Source organism: Anaerocolumna chitinilytica (assembly GCF_014218355.1).
GTDB lineage: Bacteria > Bacillota > Clostridia > Lachnospirales > Lachnospiraceae > Anaerocolumna > Anaerocolumna chitinilytica.
In genome coordinates, this window is sequence record NZ_AP023368.1 from 1125857 (window position 1) to 1142932 (window position 17076).

At 41.8% G+C, this 17076-nt stretch carries 12 protein-coding genes; 11 read left to right on the forward strand and 1 reads right to left on the reverse strand.

The window, feature by feature from the left end:
- Positions 1 to 4: 4 nt before the first annotated feature.
- From bsdcttw_RS04930 to bsdcttw_RS04980, 11 genes are all read left to right on the forward strand, one after another.
- Positions 5 to 1519, forward strand: coding sequence for a GH39 family glycosyl hydrolase (locus tag bsdcttw_RS04930; RefSeq protein ID WP_330602376.1), 1515 nt, complete (start codon positions 5 to 7; stop codon positions 1517 to 1519).
- Positions 1520 to 1621: 102 nt separating this feature from the next.
- Entirely contained in the window at positions 1622 to 3628 is a 2007-nt protein-coding gene (locus tag bsdcttw_RS04935) for an alpha-glucuronidase (RefSeq protein ID WP_185258285.1), read from the forward strand.
- 468 nt (positions 3629 to 4096) lie between these two features.
- The gene (locus bsdcttw_RS04940) at positions 4097 to 4516 is read left to right on the forward strand and encodes a DUF3237 domain-containing protein (RefSeq protein WP_185258286.1); all 420 of its coding nucleotides are present in this window, start codon (positions 4097 to 4099) and stop codon (positions 4514 to 4516) included.
- A 45-nt stretch (positions 4517 to 4561) separates the two neighbouring features.
- A complete protein-coding gene (locus bsdcttw_RS04945; RefSeq protein ID WP_185258287.1) occupies positions 4562 to 6280 on the forward strand; it encodes a sensor histidine kinase in 1719 nt (572 codons plus the stop codon).
- A gap of 32 nt (positions 6281 to 6312) precedes the next feature.
- The gene (locus bsdcttw_RS04950; RefSeq protein WP_185258288.1) at positions 6313 to 7926 is read left to right on the forward strand and encodes a response regulator transcription factor; all 1614 of its coding nucleotides are present in this window, start codon (positions 6313 to 6315) and stop codon (positions 7924 to 7926) included.
- A gap of 76 nt (positions 7927 to 8002) precedes the next feature.
- Positions 8003 to 9532 carry an ABC transporter substrate-binding protein gene (locus bsdcttw_RS04955; RefSeq protein ID WP_185258289.1) on the forward strand — a complete coding sequence of 510 codons (1530 nt, stop codon included), beginning with the start codon at positions 8003 to 8005 and terminating at the stop codon, positions 9530 to 9532.
- Between the two features lie 14 nt (positions 9533 to 9546).
- Positions 9547 to 10476: an ABC transporter permease gene (locus bsdcttw_RS04960; RefSeq protein ID WP_185258290.1), complete on the forward strand. Its 930-nt coding sequence runs from the start codon at positions 9547 to 9549 to the stop codon at positions 10474 to 10476.
- 12 nt (positions 10477 to 10488) lie between these two features.
- Positions 10489 to 11388: a carbohydrate ABC transporter permease gene (locus tag bsdcttw_RS04965; RefSeq protein WP_185258291.1), complete on the forward strand. Its 900-nt coding sequence runs from the start codon at positions 10489 to 10491 to the stop codon at positions 11386 to 11388.
- Positions 11389 to 11534: 146 nt separating this feature from the next.
- Complete coding sequence (locus bsdcttw_RS04970; protein ID WP_185258292.1) at positions 11535 to 12341, forward strand: alpha/beta hydrolase; 807 nt, start codon at positions 11535 to 11537, stop codon at positions 12339 to 12341.
- A gap of 44 nt (positions 12342 to 12385) precedes the next feature.
- Positions 12386 to 13201: a Nif3-like dinuclear metal center hexameric protein gene (locus bsdcttw_RS04975; RefSeq protein WP_185258293.1), complete on the forward strand. Its 816-nt coding sequence runs from the start codon at positions 12386 to 12388 to the stop codon at positions 13199 to 13201.
- A 260-nt stretch (positions 13202 to 13461) separates the two neighbouring features.
- Positions 13462 to 15867 (forward strand): SpoIID/LytB domain-containing protein, encoded by a 2406-nt coding sequence (locus bsdcttw_RS04980; RefSeq protein WP_185258294.1) that lies wholly within the window; start codon positions 13462 to 13464, stop codon positions 15865 to 15867.
- A gap of 239 nt (positions 15868 to 16106) precedes the next feature.
- On the opposite strand, the gene bsdcttw_RS04985 is transcribed toward bsdcttw_RS04980, so the two are convergent.
- On the reverse strand, positions 16107 to 17063 hold the full coding sequence (locus bsdcttw_RS04985) for a YihY/virulence factor BrkB family protein (protein WP_185258295.1): 957 nt from the start codon (positions 17061 to 17063) through the stop codon (positions 16107 to 16109).
- Between the last annotated feature and the right edge of the window lie 13 nt (positions 17064 to 17076).

Below are 17076 nucleotides of genomic sequence, written 5' to 3' on the forward strand. Positions count from 1 at the left end.
GGGTTTGGATACAAGGTTAAACTATAAAGTCGATCCTATGGATAGAGTGGAATTCCACAATAATGCCTGCTTTTGCATTGGTACCGGGCGGATGAATCTTGCTTTAAGACACGAATACCATGAGCAGTTAAAGAAGGTTCAGGAGGAGATTGGGTTCTCCCATATCAGAGGACATGGACTGCTTTGCGATGACATGGCTGTCTATCATACCTATGAAGAAGACGGGGAAGAAAAAGCGGAATATAATTTTACTTATCTTGATATGGTATTTGATGATTACAGATCAATGGGCCTTAAGCCCTTTGTTGAATTGGGCTTTATGCCTGAAAAGCTGGCTTCAGGAGACCAGACGGTATTTTACTGGAAAGGAAATGTGACTCCTCCAAAAGATTATGACAAGTGGGCCGATCTGGTGACCGCCGTAATTGAACACTGGATCAACCGTTATGGGAGGGATGAGGTGGTTACCTGGCCTTTTGAGGTATGGAATGAGCCGAATCTTGGCGGCTTCTGGAAGGGTGCCGATATGCCGGAGTATTTTAAGCTCTATGAGGTGACAAGCAAAGCGGTAAAGAAATGTGATTCCGGAATCCGTGTGGGAGGACCGGCTATTTGCGGAGTAGATGATGAGCGCTGGCTGCGTTCCTTTTTGGAATACTGTTCTGCTAACAGGGTACCTCTTGATTTTGTGACCAGGCATGCCTATGCCACGGAGGCACCGCAAAATGAAGGACATTATCAATACCAGAAATTAAGAACCCCGGAAGCATTTATTGCCGAACTTAATACAAGCCGCAGTATCATTGACAGCTTTACAGAGTATGCTGGTATGGAGATGCATATTACGGAGTTTAATACTTCCTATACGCCATTGAACCCCATACATGATACCAACCTAAATGCGGCATATGTGGCACGTCTTTTAAGTGAAATGGGAGATACCTGCGCCTCTTACTCCTATTGGACTTTTGGAGATGTTTTTGAAGAGGCAGGTGTTTCCTTTACACCCTTTTCCGGCTGCTTTGGACTTTTAGCCAACGGAAAGATACCTAAACCTACTTACTGGGCCTTCTCTTTCTTTCAGAAACTGGGGGAAAATGCAATCTTCAGGAATGAGCATGCCGTCATAACGAAGGACGGGAAAGGAATTCTGCGCGGAGTCTGCTGGAACATAGCGGAGGAGGAGGGACCATCTTATCTAACACTTGATTTTTCTCTGGAGCTTGAGAAAGGCAAATATGTCCTGATACAGAAGATGGTGGATGAAGATACCTGCAATCCGCTTAAGACCTGGGTGAATATGGGGATGCCGGCTAATCCTGCCGCAGAGGAGCTTAAGTTAATAAAGGAAACAGCCCTGCCACAGGTTAGTACAAAAACTTTTGAAGTGATGGATAAGGAAGGGAAGGTAGAAATCAAACTTTCAGCCAACGGACTTTGTTATTTTGAGATAAAACCTGTACAGGCCAAGGCGGACAGAGGATATAAACCAGAGTGGATTAGAGGAGTGGATAGGTAATTTCTATGCAAACAGATATTTGTGTAGATTAAGGTCACTCAAAGCGGTTCCGGTTTTACTAAAGTAAATAGAGGATAACCAGATAGCAGAATGGAGAGAATTATGGATTATAGTCTGGCATGGCTTTCTTACCGCAGACTTCCTTTCTATGAGGAAAAGGAGTATTTTCAGAAGCTATATGTGCAGGGGGAAGACGGCATTACAAGCTCGGCTGTTTATGAGATTTGCCGCGGGGCAGAGGAAATACTCGGGATAAGGACTGAGATAGTAAGACTTCCGGTTTCTGTGGGAAATGAAAAGTCTGAAGTGAAAGAGGGAATTTATCTGTTTTTGGACAGCAATGGCCCCTCTGGCGGCGGATACCGCATTTTTGAGGAAAAGGGAGTAATATGGATTACTGCTGCAGAGCCCGAAGGGCTTTTATACGGAAGCTTTGAACTGATACGGCAGGTACAAAGAGAAAGAACTCTAAAAGGTCTTGAGCTGCTTCGGATACCGGAGAATCCGCTGCGGATGCTGAATCATTGGGATAATCTTGACGGCAGTATAGAAAGAGGATATTCGGGTAAGTCCTTCTTTTTCCGGGATAATGAGGTTCTGGTAGGAAAAAGAACGGAGGATTATGCCAGACTGGCAGCTTCTGTCGGGATTAATGGAGTAGTAATTAACAATGTGAACGTAACAGAAAGGGCTACAAAACTGATTACCTGTGAATATGCCATTTCTTTAAAGAGAATGGGTGAAGTCTTTTCGAAATATGGAATACGCCTTTATCTCAGCCTGAATTTTGCGGCTCCTATAGAGCTTGGTGGTCTTGCTACGGCGGATCCGGAGGCTATGGAAGTAAGGGAATGGTGGCAGGCCCAAATGAAAGAGACCTTCCGGAATATCCCATCACTGGGAGGTTTTTTGGTAAAAGCGGATTCGGAAGGAAGACCCGGGCCTTTTACCTATGACAGGACGCAGGCACAGGGAGCCAATATGCTGGCGGAAGCGGTGAAGCCATATGGAGGTATTATTATATGGCGTTGTTTTGTATATAACTGTACCCAGGACTGGAGGGACCAGAAAACAGACAGGGCACGTTCAGCCTACGATTATTTCATGCCCTTGGATGGTGACTTTCATGAGAATGTGATTCTTCAGATAAAAAACGGCCCCATGGATTTTCAGGTAAGGGAGCCTGTCTCACCGCTCTTCGGAGCGTTGAGCAAAACAAATCAGATATTAGAAGTGCAGATTGCTCAGGAGTATACCGGGCAGCAAAAGCATGTATGCTATCTGATTCCCCAGTTCAAGGAGATTCTTGGCTTTCACACCCGCTGCAGGGAAGAGGGAGACACGGTTGCGGATATCATAAGCGGGCGCTGCTTTTCCCGCAGGAACTGCGGTATGGCGGCAGTAGCCAATACCGGTTCGGATTCCAACTGGACGGGTCATGACCTGGCGGCGGCCAATTGGTATGGCTTTGGGCGCCTTGCCTTTGAGCCCTCCCTTTCAGCAGAGGATATTGCGAGAGAGTGGTGTGAATGCACCTTCGGTACAAACGCACAGGTGGTTCATGCCGTGTGCAAAATACTGATGATGTCCTGGCCAGCTTATGAAAAATACACTTCTCCCCTGGGGATAGGATGGATGGTAAATCCGAACAATCACTACGGCCCCAGTGTGGATGGATACGAATATGACAGATGGGGGACCTATCACAGGGCAGATCATCTGGGAATCGGAGTGGAGAGAGGAAAGGCGGGAACAGGATTTGCTCAGACCTATCTGGAGCCCAACGCTTCCATTTATGAGGAGGCAGAGACTTGTCCGGAGGAGCTGCTGCTGTTCTTCCACTATATCCCCTATACCTATATGCTAAAGAGTGGAAAGACATTGATACAGCATATCTATGACTCCCACTTTGAAGGCGTGGAGGATGTGGAGAAAATAATAGGTCTTTGGGAAGGGCTGAGAGAATTGGTGCCAGGTGAGATATTTGACCGGGTAAAGCTTCGTATGGAACATCAGTTGGAGAGTTCTCTTGAGTGGAGAGACCAAATTAATTCTTATTTTTATAGAAAATCCTTTATTGCGGATGAAAAGGGAAGAACGATCTATTAAAATTATCATTGTAAAAAAGGGGAACTTAACTTATAGAAGTATCATGATTTGGGCGTCGAAAGGCCTATTTCAATAATACAAACAGGCAATTTGCACAAAACAGAAAGAACGAATGCGCCTTGGAACCAGCGCATGAGTCTTTCTGTTTTGTGCAAATTGCCGTCCCATTTTGAAAAACAGACCTTTCGACGCTCAAATCATATCATAACAATATTGAAATAAACTCCTTCACTTTTTGGAACTGCCTTACAACGGAGCGGCGCCAGAAAGTCAAGGAGCTTTTTTATTTTAGACTTATTCTTAAAAAAGAATATCTCATAATTAAAAAAAGCTTTCGTGGAAAAATGGTATAATAAAAAAGAATGAAATTCATAAAAGGAGATAGGTTGAAAAAACAAAAAGCAGTTTTTTCAACTACGTATTCAGGAATATCAAATCGAAGATTTGATATTCACAAAAGGAGAGCAAATGGTACAATTAGAAGCAGAAGAAATCCTGCATATACAAGTGGAATGCAGTGAACCTTTACCTGTAAAGGATGGATTGGACGGATACTTAAGGGTAATTCCCATAACAGGAGGAACCGTAAGCGGAAAAATAACGGGAGAAGTCATAAGCGGAGGTGCAGACTGGAATACGGAAAAAGCAGGGCAATGCAGCCATGCCTTTGCAAAGTATCTGCTGCGTACCGATGACGGCGAGTATATCGCTATAGAGAATGAAGGTATTATAGCCCACGGCAGTGATAGCTTTATCAAAACCTCCCCCAGATTTACAGCCGATAAAAACGGCAAATATGCTTGGTTAAACCAGGGCGTTTATGCAGGAAGCCTGCAGCCGGGAGAAGGAAAGATATCCGTGGTGATAAGAATTTACAGGCTTTTGTAAAGTGGCGCATGCCAGCAGCGAGTTGGAAAGGATGAGGTAGTTCCTATGAAAAAAAAGTCTTTTATTAAAAAAATAATATCCTATATGATAATACTTATGGTCCTCCTCCTGCTGACCTTGCTGGTATTCAGTGTATCTACCTATAATACACTAAATGGTGAAATCAAACAGTCTTCAGAGAATTTTTTGAAGGTATATGGAAATGAACTGGAAAACAGGGCGGGAAAGATGGACGGACTGCTAAGGAATTTGATGACTCAGCGTACCAATCTGGCTATCTTAAAGAGTGACAGTGAGGCAGACCGGGTCTATGCAGCCCTGAAATTACGTTCCTTTATGGATGAGGCCCAGTCCAATGATGGCAGTGCAGACCTGATTACGATAGCGGATAGCAAATATGATATCTATCTCGATTCTTTTAGTCTGAACATTCTTTATCAGGAAAGAATGCAGATTCGGGAGTTCGTCGAGGAAACTGCCAGGGACAATAAAGACCATAAAGCGCTGTGGGAATTTGGTGAATTTGCGGGGACCACTTATCTTTATAAGATATATTTGTATGATTCCAGGGTAATCGGAGTGTTTTTGCGCGTTAGCCAATTTCTGCATTCCATCCCTGCGGGAGACTATGGAAACAGAGGTTTTGTACTTGCGGATGCAGACGGAAAGGTAAAAGGTGTATTCGGAAGTGACATCATCAGAGCAAAGACCGAAAGTATGGCAGATTCTATTCCTTTAACCCGGGTGTTCCGGGTTAAATACGGACTGCTTCAAAACCAGGCACTGTTATATTGCTTTGTAAGCAAGAACAGCGTCATTCGTCAGACCCAGTTAAGCATGATAATCGCTATGGTAATTATACTGGCAACACTGGCCTTTGCTGTGTTTTATATTCTATACACCAGAAAAGAGCTGATTTATCCTATGAACCGGATGGTGAAGGGAATAGAAAGGATAAGGGAAGGTGATTATGAGCACAGAATAGAAGGAGAATACCGGTATGAGGAGTTCAGCCTGTTAAAAGATTCCTTTAACCAGCTGATGGATGAAATTATCGGTCTTAAAATACAATTTTATGAAAAACGGATTGAGCTGCAGGAGACAGAATTAAAATGCATACGCCTGCAGATCAAACCCCATTTCTTCTTAAATGCCATGACTACCATCTCCAGTTTAAGCAGCCAGGGAAAAGCAAAGCAAATTAAGGAGTATATTGAGGCATTGTCCAAAAACATAAGATATATGTTTAAATCCGGCTTTCACACCGTAACCTTAAAGGAAGAAGTCCAGCACGTGCAGAATTATTTTGAAATGCAGGAGATGAAATATCCGGGGTGTGTCTTTTATTATACTGATATACCGAAGGAATTGGAAGAATGGAAGATTCCTCAGATGGTAATCCACACTATTATTGAAAATGAGTATAAATACGCTATCAGTTTAGATGCTACCCTGTCTATTCTTATAAAAGGCAGTAAGGTGATAAAAGAGGAGGAGGAGTTTCTTCTTCTGGAGATAGAAGATGACGGAAAAGGGTATCCTGATTATGTATTGCAATATATGGGAAGAGAAGGGAAGAAGCCCGATGAGGATGGAGGAAGAGTGGGGCTTTGGAGCATTAAACGGATGATGGAGCTGATGTATGACAGAGAGGGACTTTTTATTCTGGAGAATATCAAGCCCCATGGCTGTCTGAATAAAATATACGTACCGAAAAATCCGGTGAATGAGCTGGATACGGAGACCATACAAAACCGTCTCTGAAAAAGAGATGATATAGGAAGGCAGATGCAAAGTTGAAGGTATTAATAGTAGATGATGATATAGCAACAGTAGAGGTAATACGGGATACGGTAAAATGGGACATGCTGGGAGTGGACAAGGTATTTACCGCCTATAATATAAGTAATGCAAAAATAATATTAAAGGAAGAGGAAGGAACGGACATCGTAATCAGCGATATAGAGATGCCTCAGGGAAATGGACTTGAGTTGCTTCGCTGGGTAAGAGAACAGGAGATTAACTGTGAATTCTTATTCCTTACCTGTCATGAGAATTTTGATTATGCTTCCAATGCCATAAGTTATAATGCGGCAGCCTATCTGACCAAGCCCTTTGACACGGATGTTATGGAATTTACCCTGAAGAAGCTTATCCTGAAGATAATCAAGAATCATGAAATAATGAAGAAAAGCCAGTATGGAGAGTGGCTTTCTAAAAATTCCAGGCTGCTGAAGCTGGATTTTTGGACCTCTGTTTTAAATGGCCCTTTGGCCGGAGACAGGCAAAGGATAGAGGAAGCTATAAAGAATCGAAAGCTCTCCGTTAGTCCGGATGAAAAATATTATCTTATAGTGACAAAACTGACCAACTATGAGCAGGAAAAGGAGAAATACGGAGAAGGTCTCTTTGAATTTGTACTCCAGGGCTTACACTCTGAAATATTAAACAATCAGGTTCAAAACGAAAGCGTAATCAAATATATTGACGGCAGTAATTACTTTCTACTTACGGTGTGCACACAGCAGGAGAAAGAAAGGGCGGAGGAAAATTGCAGGCGGCTTGGACATACCCTTAGCAGACATTTTAAATCCACCATTACCTGTTGTATCAGCAAATTATATCCCTTGGAAGAACTGGGGAGTTCAAGGATGAAAATAATACAGCTGGTAAAGCAGAATATCGCCTTTTACGGACAGGTATTTACGGAAGAGGAGGCTATTGAAAACACGGCGGAGAACAGTCAGATAATGGACTTGGATAAAATTACAAAGCTGCTTGCCGACAGGGATAAAAATAAGATCCTGAATTACCATAAGACTTTATACGAGGAAATAGCGGGGAATAAAAAGCTCAATGAGCATGTACTTTATCTGGTGAAGCAGGAAATGCTGCAGGTTGTCTATGCCCATCTCCTAAAGAGGGGAATCCATGCCACAAGATTATTTCATGATGAAATTTCTATCGGTCTGTCCGAGAAAGCCTCCCAGTCCACAATGGATATGATGCGCTGGATTAACTACCTTTTGGAGAGAACCTTTCAGTATGAAGAGGAAGTACAGAAATCCCACACTATTATAGAAAAGATTAATGAATATATTCACAGTCATTACAAAGAAGAAATCGGAAGGAATGAAATAGCAGCAGTATTTTTTCTGGCGCCGGAGTATCTGGCTAAACTGTATAAGCGAAAGACCGGTGTCTATCTGAATGATTATATCAACGAATACCGGATTGAACAGGCAAAACTGCTGCTGCGTAAGGATGATACCAGAATCAGTGATATAGCGGAGGCGGTTGGATTTGATAATTTTTCTTATTTTTCTACCTTGTTTAAGAAATTGACCGGGCAGACACCGGTGGAATACCGAAAGCTGGAAAAGAGTACGAAAAGGTCTCAAAATCAATAAAGGTTGGCTTGTTTTTGCAAGAAAAAACAGACGTGGACTGCTATACTTGGAGTATCAAAAAAGGGAGGTATTTACTATGAAAGTAGTAAAAAAGTTTATTTCAGCAGTATTGGTGTTTGCATTAGTACTTGGGCTGACAGCCTGCGGCAGTTCATCCGATGGGAACTCGTCCGGCAAAGACAGCAAAGGAGATACAAGTAAGACTTATCCTAAAATTGTTTATGCTTATGTATCCTTTAACAACATTCCGGAGGATACTTCGGAGGTAGAAGAAGCAATCAATAAGATTACCAGAGAGAAGATAGGGGCTGAGGTGAAACTGATGCCGTTATCCATATCCGAGTACAGCCAGCAGGTAAGCCTTGCCTTACAGGGAGGAGACCAGATTGACGTATTCCATTCCCTGGGAGACTTTAACCAAAGTGTTGCAAGTAACCAGGCTTATGATTTGACGGGTATCCTTGACAGCAGTGCCCCTGAAACAAAAAAACTGATTGGGGATACCTGGCTGAAGGCTACCAGCAAAGATAACAAGATATATGGTATACCGGCTTATAAACCTATCGCATTGCAGCCTATGTTCATTTACCGCAGTGATATTGCACAGGAACTGGGAATTGATATGACGAAGGTGTCAAGCATTTATGATTTGAGTGAAGTATTCAAAACAGTAAAAGACAAAAATCCCGATATGGTACCCTTAATTCCTGTAAACACAGGAGATTCCGGTATGACTCGCTGTGTATCCCAGGTGGATTATTTAACGGATAATTATTTATCACCCAAAGGGGTACTCATGAACGGTGATAAAACAGTAATCGACTATTATTCCTCGGATGAATTTAAGAAACTCTGCGGTCTTACAAGAGACTGGTTCAACAACGGATATATCTTAAAGGATGCGGCAACTACTACCAGTACTTCCACAGAATTGATGTCCGCCGGCAATGCTTTCGGTTATATTGCATCGTATAGCTATCCGACAAAAGATACGGCTGTTTCCCTGGAATCCCAGGTAGGAAAGAAGTTAGGAGCAGTAGCCATTGGAGAACCCTATCTTGACACCACCGCTATCAATGCCATAACCTGGATGGTCTCCTCTACCAGCAAGCACCCGGAAGAGGCATTAAAATTCCTTAATCTGACCTTTACAGACCCGGATATTGTCAATCTAATTATTTATGGTGTGGAAGGAACTGATTATGTAAAGAATGAAGATGGCTCTGTCAGCTATCCGGAGGGAAAGGATGCTTCCACTGTACCTTATACCGCCCAGCTTAGCTGCGGTATCGTAGGAAATCAATTTATTCAGTATTATATGAAAGGAGTAGACCCGGAATCTCTTAAATGGGAAATGGAGCAGAATCAGAAAGCTCAGACCTCTCCTGCCATGGGCTTTACCTTCGATTCTGCTAATGTAAAGGTGGAATATACCTCTGTTGTTAATGTTATCAACCAGTATCTTCCGGCTCTCTCCTGCGGCAGTGTTGACCCGGCAACAGAACTGCCAAAATTCACTGAAAGACTGAAAGAAGCAGGGCTTGATAAGATTATAAAAGAAAAACAAAAACAGCTGGACGCATGGTTTGCAACTGCTGAAAAATAAGGAGTGTAGAAAATATGAACGCAAAGAAAAGTAAGGCAAAGAGAGGATATGCAAAATCCGCGCCTCTGCTGTTAATAGCCCTTCCAGGCATAGTGTATCTGCTTATAAATAACTACATCCCCATGTTTGGTATTTTCCTTGCGTTTAAGCAGTTTGACTATGTAAAAGGAGTTTTTGGAAGTGATTGGGTAGGTTTTGATAATTTTAAATTCCTTTTTCATACCAGGGATGCACTGATTATGACCCGGAATACCCTGCTGTATAATCTGGCATTTATCCTTATCGGTACGGTAATGGCAATTTTTGTTGCGATTTTACTATATGAACTGGGGGTAAAGGCAAGAGTAAAGCTGTTTCAGTCCGCCCTTCTTCTTCCCAATCTGATGTCCTGGGTAATTATTGCCTTTATCGGATTTTCTTTCTTAAACTCCGACAGCGGCTTTATCAACAATACGATTATCCCATTATTGGGAGGGAAAGAGATTGCCTGGTACTCGGAAGGAAAGTATTGGCCTTTTATTCTTGTATTTGTTTACCTATGGAAGTATACAGGCTATGCTTCTATCATATATATGGCAAGCATTGCCGGTATCGACAAAGGTATTTTTGAGGCGGCGAAGCTGGACGGAGCGGGAAAACTGAAACAAATCCTCTATATCACGGTTCCTATGCTAAAGCCGACGGTAATTATTATGACGCTGATGTCGGTTGGAAGGATATTCTATTCCGATTTTGGATTATTCTATCAGATGCCTATGAATTCAGGTGCTTTGTATGATGTTACCCAGACCATTGATACTTATGTATACAGAGGGCTGATGAAGCTGAATGACATCGGTATGTCGGCTGCGGCAGGGCTATTCCAGTCTACGGTAGGATTCCTTTTAGTAATCACCGCCAATGGGATAGTTCGTAAGACAGATGAAGAAAATGCATTATTTTAGGAGGAGGCTGTCATGAAAAATAAAAAAATAACCAGTGAAAAAAAATTCGAGATAGTTTCAACAATTGTACTGACAGTCCTTACATTGATTGCATTACTGCCGATTGCTCTTATTGTGATTGCCTCCTTTACCGACGAACAGGCACTTTTGACTAATGGGTATTCTTATCTTCCCAAGAAACTGAGTCTGGATGCTTATTACTATATGGTACAAAAGGGGGTTATGATATCCAGAGCCTACGGGATATCGGGTATTGTAACCATAGGCGGGACGGTACTCAGTGTTATTATTACTGCCATGATAGCCTATCCTATGTCCAGGAAGAACTTTAAGTACCGGAACCATTTGGCTTTCTTTGTATTCTTTACCATGCTATTTAACGGCGGAATTGTTTCCTCCTATATGCTCTGGTCCAGATTCTTTCACATTAAGAATACGGTATGGGCGCTGATGCTTCCTAATTATCTGGTTACAGCTTTTAATATCTTTCTGGTAAGAAATTATTATGCCAACAGTGTGCCGGATTCTCTTATTGAATCTGCTCAGATAGATGGTGCCAGGGAATTGACCATATTTCGTAAGATTATGTTTCCCCTTGCCGTTCCGACGGTAGCTACCATAAGCCTTTTTACAGGCTTGTTATATTGGAATGACTGGATAAACGGCTTGTATTACATAACGAATCCGAAGATGTATGGTATTCAAAACCTGCTAATCCGTATAATGGATAACATCCAGTTCTTAAAGTCCGGTTCGGCCTCCAATCTATTGGGGACCGCCTCGGTGGACCTGCCGGGAACAGCGGTTCGTATGGCTATGGCGGTTATCGGAATACTGCCGATTGTAATAATCTATCCTTTTGTACAGAAATATTTTATAAAAGGTGTGGTGGTAGGTGCCGTTAAGGGTTAATATAGAGATGGGAGGCTGTTGCAAAGGTAAGCCTTGGGCTGACTTGTCTTATTCAAGGCTTGTCCGGCAGCCGTAAGTTTGCGGGCTGATATAGGCACAGAGTTTTATTATGCAACAGCCGCTGCTATATTGAAGGAGGAGAGATTATGTCACTTGCGGAAATTACATTTATGTCCGGTTGTTTAAAGAGAATGGTAACTTTTAAGGCACTAATACCAAATGAAAGGGGCTTTCTGCCCGGTGAAGAAAGAAGCTTTTCAACGGAAAAGCATAGGACACTTTATCTTTTGCATGGCTATTCCGGTGATTGCAGTGATTATCTGATGAATACCAATATTTCTTTTCTTTCTGCTGTCAATAATCTGGCAGTGATATTCCCAAGCGGAGAGAATTCTTTTTATCTGGAGGATGCGGATAAAGGAGAAGATTACAGCAGATTCATAGGAGAAGAGCTTATCAACTATACCAGAAGCCTGTTCCACCTCTCTGATAGCAAAGAGGATACCTACATTGGAGGATATTCCATGGGAGGTTATGGAGCTATGATCAACGGTCTTCGGTACGCGGATACCTTTTCACGGATTATCAGCCTGTCCGGTGCCTATATAGAATTAGGCATAGCCGATGAAATCAAATTTCTTCCTGATGGTATCTCCGATGAAAAATATCAGAACAGAATCTTCGGAGCTCCGGATAAACTAAGAAAATCTGATAAGGACCCAAGATACTGTATTGAAGCATTGGAAGAAAAGAAAAAAGAAATGCCGGAGATTTATCTGGTGTGCGGAGAACAGGACTTCCTGATAGAACCAAACCGTAAACTACATCAATTTCTGGCTGAGAAAGAAATTCCCCATTACTATGAAGAAGGGGAAGGAGTTCACAACTGGGCTTACTGGAATAAACACCTGGAGGCTTCCGTTGCGTGGCTCTTGGACCAAAAAGGCATTTAAAGGAACATTAGAATAAAAAATGATAAATAAGCGAGGTTAAGTTCATGACAGTAAAGGAAGTAACCGACAGGATAATAAAAGCTTGTGCCGTCAAGCTGCCGTTTCCTCAGACCTGTGATATCCTTCATGCTGGTGATTACAGTTTGGAGGTTAAGAAGATAGGCGTCTGTTTTATGGCAGATATGGAGGTAATCCGTAAAGCAAAAGAAGAAGGAATCAATCTCATCATAACCCATGAACCTACTTACTACAGCAGCCTTGATGATTATAAGTGGCTCGAGGGAAATCCTGTGTATGAGGAGAAGAAAAAATTTCTGGAGGAAGCAGGCATCAGCATCTGGCGCTTTCATGATTATATGCACTGCTATCGTCCGGATTTGATTTATGAAGGCTGGAAGAAAGAAATGGACTGGGAAGGATATTTGGTTAAAAACGATGTGAGCGGTATGGATCATCATTTTTGTATCCCTGAAATAACCCTTGATAAACTGGTAGGATTCTTTAAGGAGAAGCTTTCCATGGATTCCATTCGTGTAATCGGAAATCCTTCCATGGTATGTAAGGATATAGGAGTCTTGGTAGGAGGCGGCAGCCTTGGGCTTGGGGATGAGAATATGCCTGCCAAGATGATCTCCAGAGATGATGTTGATACCCTGGTATGCGGTGAAATCCTTGAATGGACGACTCTTGCTTTTGTAAGGGATGCCGTGATGCAGGGAAGAGAAAAGGCGGTTATTGTACTTGGTCATAACCGTACGGAAGAGGCCGGCATGAAACATTTACCCGTCTGGTTAAAGCAGGTGCTCCCGGAGTACAGCATTGATTTCATTCCATCCGGAGACCCGGTGGAATATCGGTAATAAAAGTCGGCTGTTCTGCTTTAGTTTACCAGAATTTCATAAAGTTATACATTTGCAAAGAGGATTCTTTCTCTGCCCGGTATTACGAGGCAGGAAAAGAATCCTTATTTTATACTATGGAAAAGTGGAGGATATTGCTATACAATAGTCCTGTGATAAAAAAATCAAGAGTTTGACATAATCCTGAAAGGCTTGTATATAATGTAATACAAGCCTGCTTGGAGCAAACAAGCAATATCAGCACAGGAATGGGGAATGACATGAAGAAAAAGCTGTGGCTGTTAGGCATATGTGCAGCCGCCTTGGTAATTATATTTGTAGGAAGTGTAATTAAAAAATCATCGGAAAATACATACAATTCAGATAAAAAGAGTGAACAGGCAGACATCATACCAAGAGACGGGGAAACGATGAAAGAAGAGGAGGCGTTAAAGCTTCTGTCCTATCTTGGCATTGATAAGGACAAACTCCTTGGAGAAGGGGAAGCTTCCGGCGTATTAACTTTTGGAAAGGCAAGCTCCTATCTTAAGGATATTGCAGGTACACTGGATATTAAGGAAGAAGAAATAACGGATAAACTATCCTTTCCGCTAATAACGGAAGAGGCTGATAAGGCCATCCTTACGGCTGAATTCCTTGAACTCTATGAAGCACTGCTGAATAGCATTCCAAAGGAGAAGAGGACCATATCAGAAGAAAGCTTATATATACTGGCAGGAAGTGTAGTTGATGATCGGACCGTTGCGGTGACCGATGGAGGGAACTTCTCCTGTAATAATATAGTAAGTTATGAAGAATTTTATCAGAAGGATAAGTTAAGCGGAAGTAAAAAAGCGGTCTCACTTACCTTTCAACCGAAAGATTATGAAGATAAAAGTGTTACGGCCTACATAAAGGGAAATGAAATTATTTATATAAAAGGTGTTTCAGAGGAAGAGACACTGCTGTCCAATCTGTGGATTGTTGACGGGAAGGATACCACAGTAAAGACTTTTATTAACGGTATCACAAAGGAATTCAAGACAGAATATCCATTGTCTGAAGAGATTGGAAAGACTGTCTGTGATATTACGGTAAAGGACAAAAAAATCATAAAGATTACCATGAAACCGGACACTATCACCGGTAAGGTACTTTCTGCAGGAAAATCATCCATAGAAATTCAGGGTTATGGCAAGGTTGCGCTGGAAGATAACTACCGTATCTATAAGATATACGATGAGCTGGCGATGGAAGTAACAAACAGTATCCTGGTAGGTTACAGTACAACAGAATTTGTTGTAGCAAATGGTAAGATAGCGGCAGCCCTTATTACAGCACCAATTAAGGCAGAGAATATCAGAGTTCTGATTAAGACCGATAATTTTTCCGGTATGCTGCATGATAAGGTGGTTTTAACCGCAAATAAAGATTTTACTGTAACTGCAGGAAAGATTGTAAAAAAACATAAAGCCGGAGATAAAGTAACCATCAACCCGACCAATTCACTGTTTAAGGAAGGACGGCTTCGGATTGAAACGAAAGGTGAGAACGGCAAGATTACACTATTGTCGGTACTGCGCCAGGGAGAGAATCCGAAGTACCGGGGAGTTATTGAGGTTGCCAAGGAAGAGGGAGGACTTACGATTGTCAACGAACTGTCGCTGGAGGAATACCTCTATGCGGTGGTGCCAAGTGAGATGCCTACTTCTTATAACATGGAAGCCTTGAAGGCTCAGGCAGTCTGTGCCAGAAGCTATGCTTATAACCAGCTTATGGAAGGTGCTTTAAGCGAATATGGAGCCCATGTGGATGACAGTGTAAATTATCAGGTATATAATAATCTGCCGGAAAATGAGCAGTCAATTTTAGCGGTAAAGGACACTTACGGAAAAGTATTAAAATATCAAGGTAATGTTATTAATGCGTACTATTTCTCCACTTCCTGGGGGTATACGGCATCTATAAACGATGTATGGGCGGGTGATACCACTGTACCTTACCTGGTAGGGAAAGCTCAGGCAGTGTATGATTTGGTGAATCAAAAAGCAGTGTATGCTGCATCATTCCATCCTGACACCGTAGATTATTCCGGAGAAACGGCCTTTCGAAGCTTCCTTGAGAAGCCGGATTATAAAACCTATGACAGTGAATTTCCATGGTATCGCTGGAGTACCACTCTTACCTGGAAAGAGCTTACTGAGATCATCAATAGAAATCTCAGCAGCCGTTACACTGCAAATCCATCCTTTATACTTACCTTGACGGGAGGCAGCCTTTCCGATAAACCGGTATTTGAAAGCAAAGAAATCAGTACCATTGGGGATTTAAAAGACATAAAGGTAGCCACCAGAGAAAAGAGCGGTGTGGTTTCAAAACTTTATCTAATTGGAAGCAAAGCTACGATATCGGTTCAGAATGAATATAATATACGAAGTCTGTTAGCCTCCGGAACCACAAAGATTAAAAGAGGGGATGGCAGTACGGTTTCCAGCTTGAATCTTTTGCCCAGCGCGTATATTTGTTTTAATAAAGGAGAGAAGAGCTTAACTATAAAGGGCGGCGGTTATGGTCACGGAATAGGTATGAGCCAGAATGGTGCAAAAGCAATGGCGGATTCAGGTAAGACCTTTGACATTATCTTAAAACACTACTATACCGGTGTGGATATTGGATTTATATATTAAAGGGTATGAGCATCAAAAGGTTGAAATTTATAGTATCATGAGTCCTGCTTCAGAACCTATTTTAAAGACTATACAGGATATGACACAAGTAACAAATGAAAAACAGATAGATCAGGTTAACAAACAAAAGAGCAGTAGGATTTGAAATGATTCACCTAAAGTAGTTTTTGGTTATTTACCACGTCTACTTTAGAGAAATCATATCAATCAGGCTGCTCTTGTTTTATGATCAATTCATGTTATTTCTTTGATGATTTGTCTGGGATATTTCCTTTCTTTGGATGTTCCTGCATATATATTTGATCTGCTGCCTTTTTCTTCTCCAGGCTGATCTCTTTTCTGTGGCTGAATAAATATTTCATATAATAAACCAGATCACCGGAGGATAATACGGTATTTATCTCACCTCCGATAAAGAGAATGTGCATAATAAAGTAAAACCACAGCATGAAAAGCACGATAGCAGTAAGGCTGCCATAGGTCTTGGAATAATTACTCATATTATCAATATAAAAGGAATAAAGGTAAGAAAAGCCCATCCAGCCGATAGCGGCAATTAAAGCCCCGGGAAATTCCCGGTATAGCTTGGTGGAACGATTGGGAATCACCATATATACCATAAGGAAAAAGGAGGTCAGGATTAAAAGACCTGCAATGGTACGAATACTGATAATAACCAAAGCCAGATGTGAGAGTACCGGGATTTTTTGAATGACCCAGTGATAGAGCTGATTACCGAATACCAGTATGGAGATGCTCACAATCAGGATTATGGAAAAGGCCAGGGTATAAAAGGCGGAGATAATTCTTAAAAGGAAGCTGTTTCTGCTCTCTCTTATGCCGTAAACGGCATTCAGACCCTTTACAATACCAAGGATTCCCCTGGAAGCTGCCCAAAGTGCAGAGATTGCTGCTGTTACAGAGATAAGGGTTCCGGAGTCGTTGGCATAGATTTCATTTACCACACCGATAACCATCTGATCGATACTGTCCGGGAATAATTGATAGATAGCATTCTTAAACACATTAGGGTCAATGGAAAAATACTGTATTAAGGTTAAGAACAGCATGAAGAAAGGGAAAAAGGAGATAATTACAAAAAAAGCTGCCTGTGCTGAGAAAGCAGCTATATTATCTTCTTTCACCTTTCTCCCGAAAGCTCGTATTATTTTATAAATTGATATGATAATGTTCATCGTTACCTCGTAA

Coding starts and splice junctions, on each gene's coding strand:
- bsdcttw_RS04945 (WP_185258287.1), top strand. CDS start 4,562: ATGAAAAAAAAGTCTTTTATTAAAAAAATAATATCCTATATGATAATA.
- bsdcttw_RS04955 (WP_185258289.1), top strand. CDS start 8,003: ATGAAAGTAGTAAAAAAGTTTATTTCAGCAGTATTGGTGTTTGCATTA.
- bsdcttw_RS04985 (WP_185258295.1), bottom strand. CDS start 17,063: ATGAACATTATCATATCAATTTATAAAATAATACGAGCTTTCGGGAGA.
- bsdcttw_RS04965 (WP_185258291.1), top strand. CDS start 10,489: ATGAAAAATAAAAAAATAACCAGTGAAAAAAAATTCGAGATAGTTTCA.
- bsdcttw_RS04970 (WP_185258292.1), top strand. CDS start 11,535: ATGTCACTTGCGGAAATTACATTTATGTCCGGTTGTTTAAAGAGAATG.
- bsdcttw_RS04940 (WP_185258286.1), top strand. CDS start 4,097: ATGGTACAATTAGAAGCAGAAGAAATCCTGCATATACAAGTGGAATGC.
- bsdcttw_RS04935 (WP_185258285.1), top strand. CDS start 1,622: ATGGATTATAGTCTGGCATGGCTTTCTTACCGCAGACTTCCTTTCTAT.
- bsdcttw_RS04980 (WP_185258294.1), top strand. CDS start 13,462: ATGAAGAAAAAGCTGTGGCTGTTAGGCATATGTGCAGCCGCCTTGGTA.
- bsdcttw_RS04975 (WP_185258293.1), top strand. CDS start 12,386: ATGACAGTAAAGGAAGTAACCGACAGGATAATAAAAGCTTGTGCCGTC.
- bsdcttw_RS04960 (WP_185258290.1), top strand. CDS start 9,547: ATGAACGCAAAGAAAAGTAAGGCAAAGAGAGGATATGCAAAATCCGCG.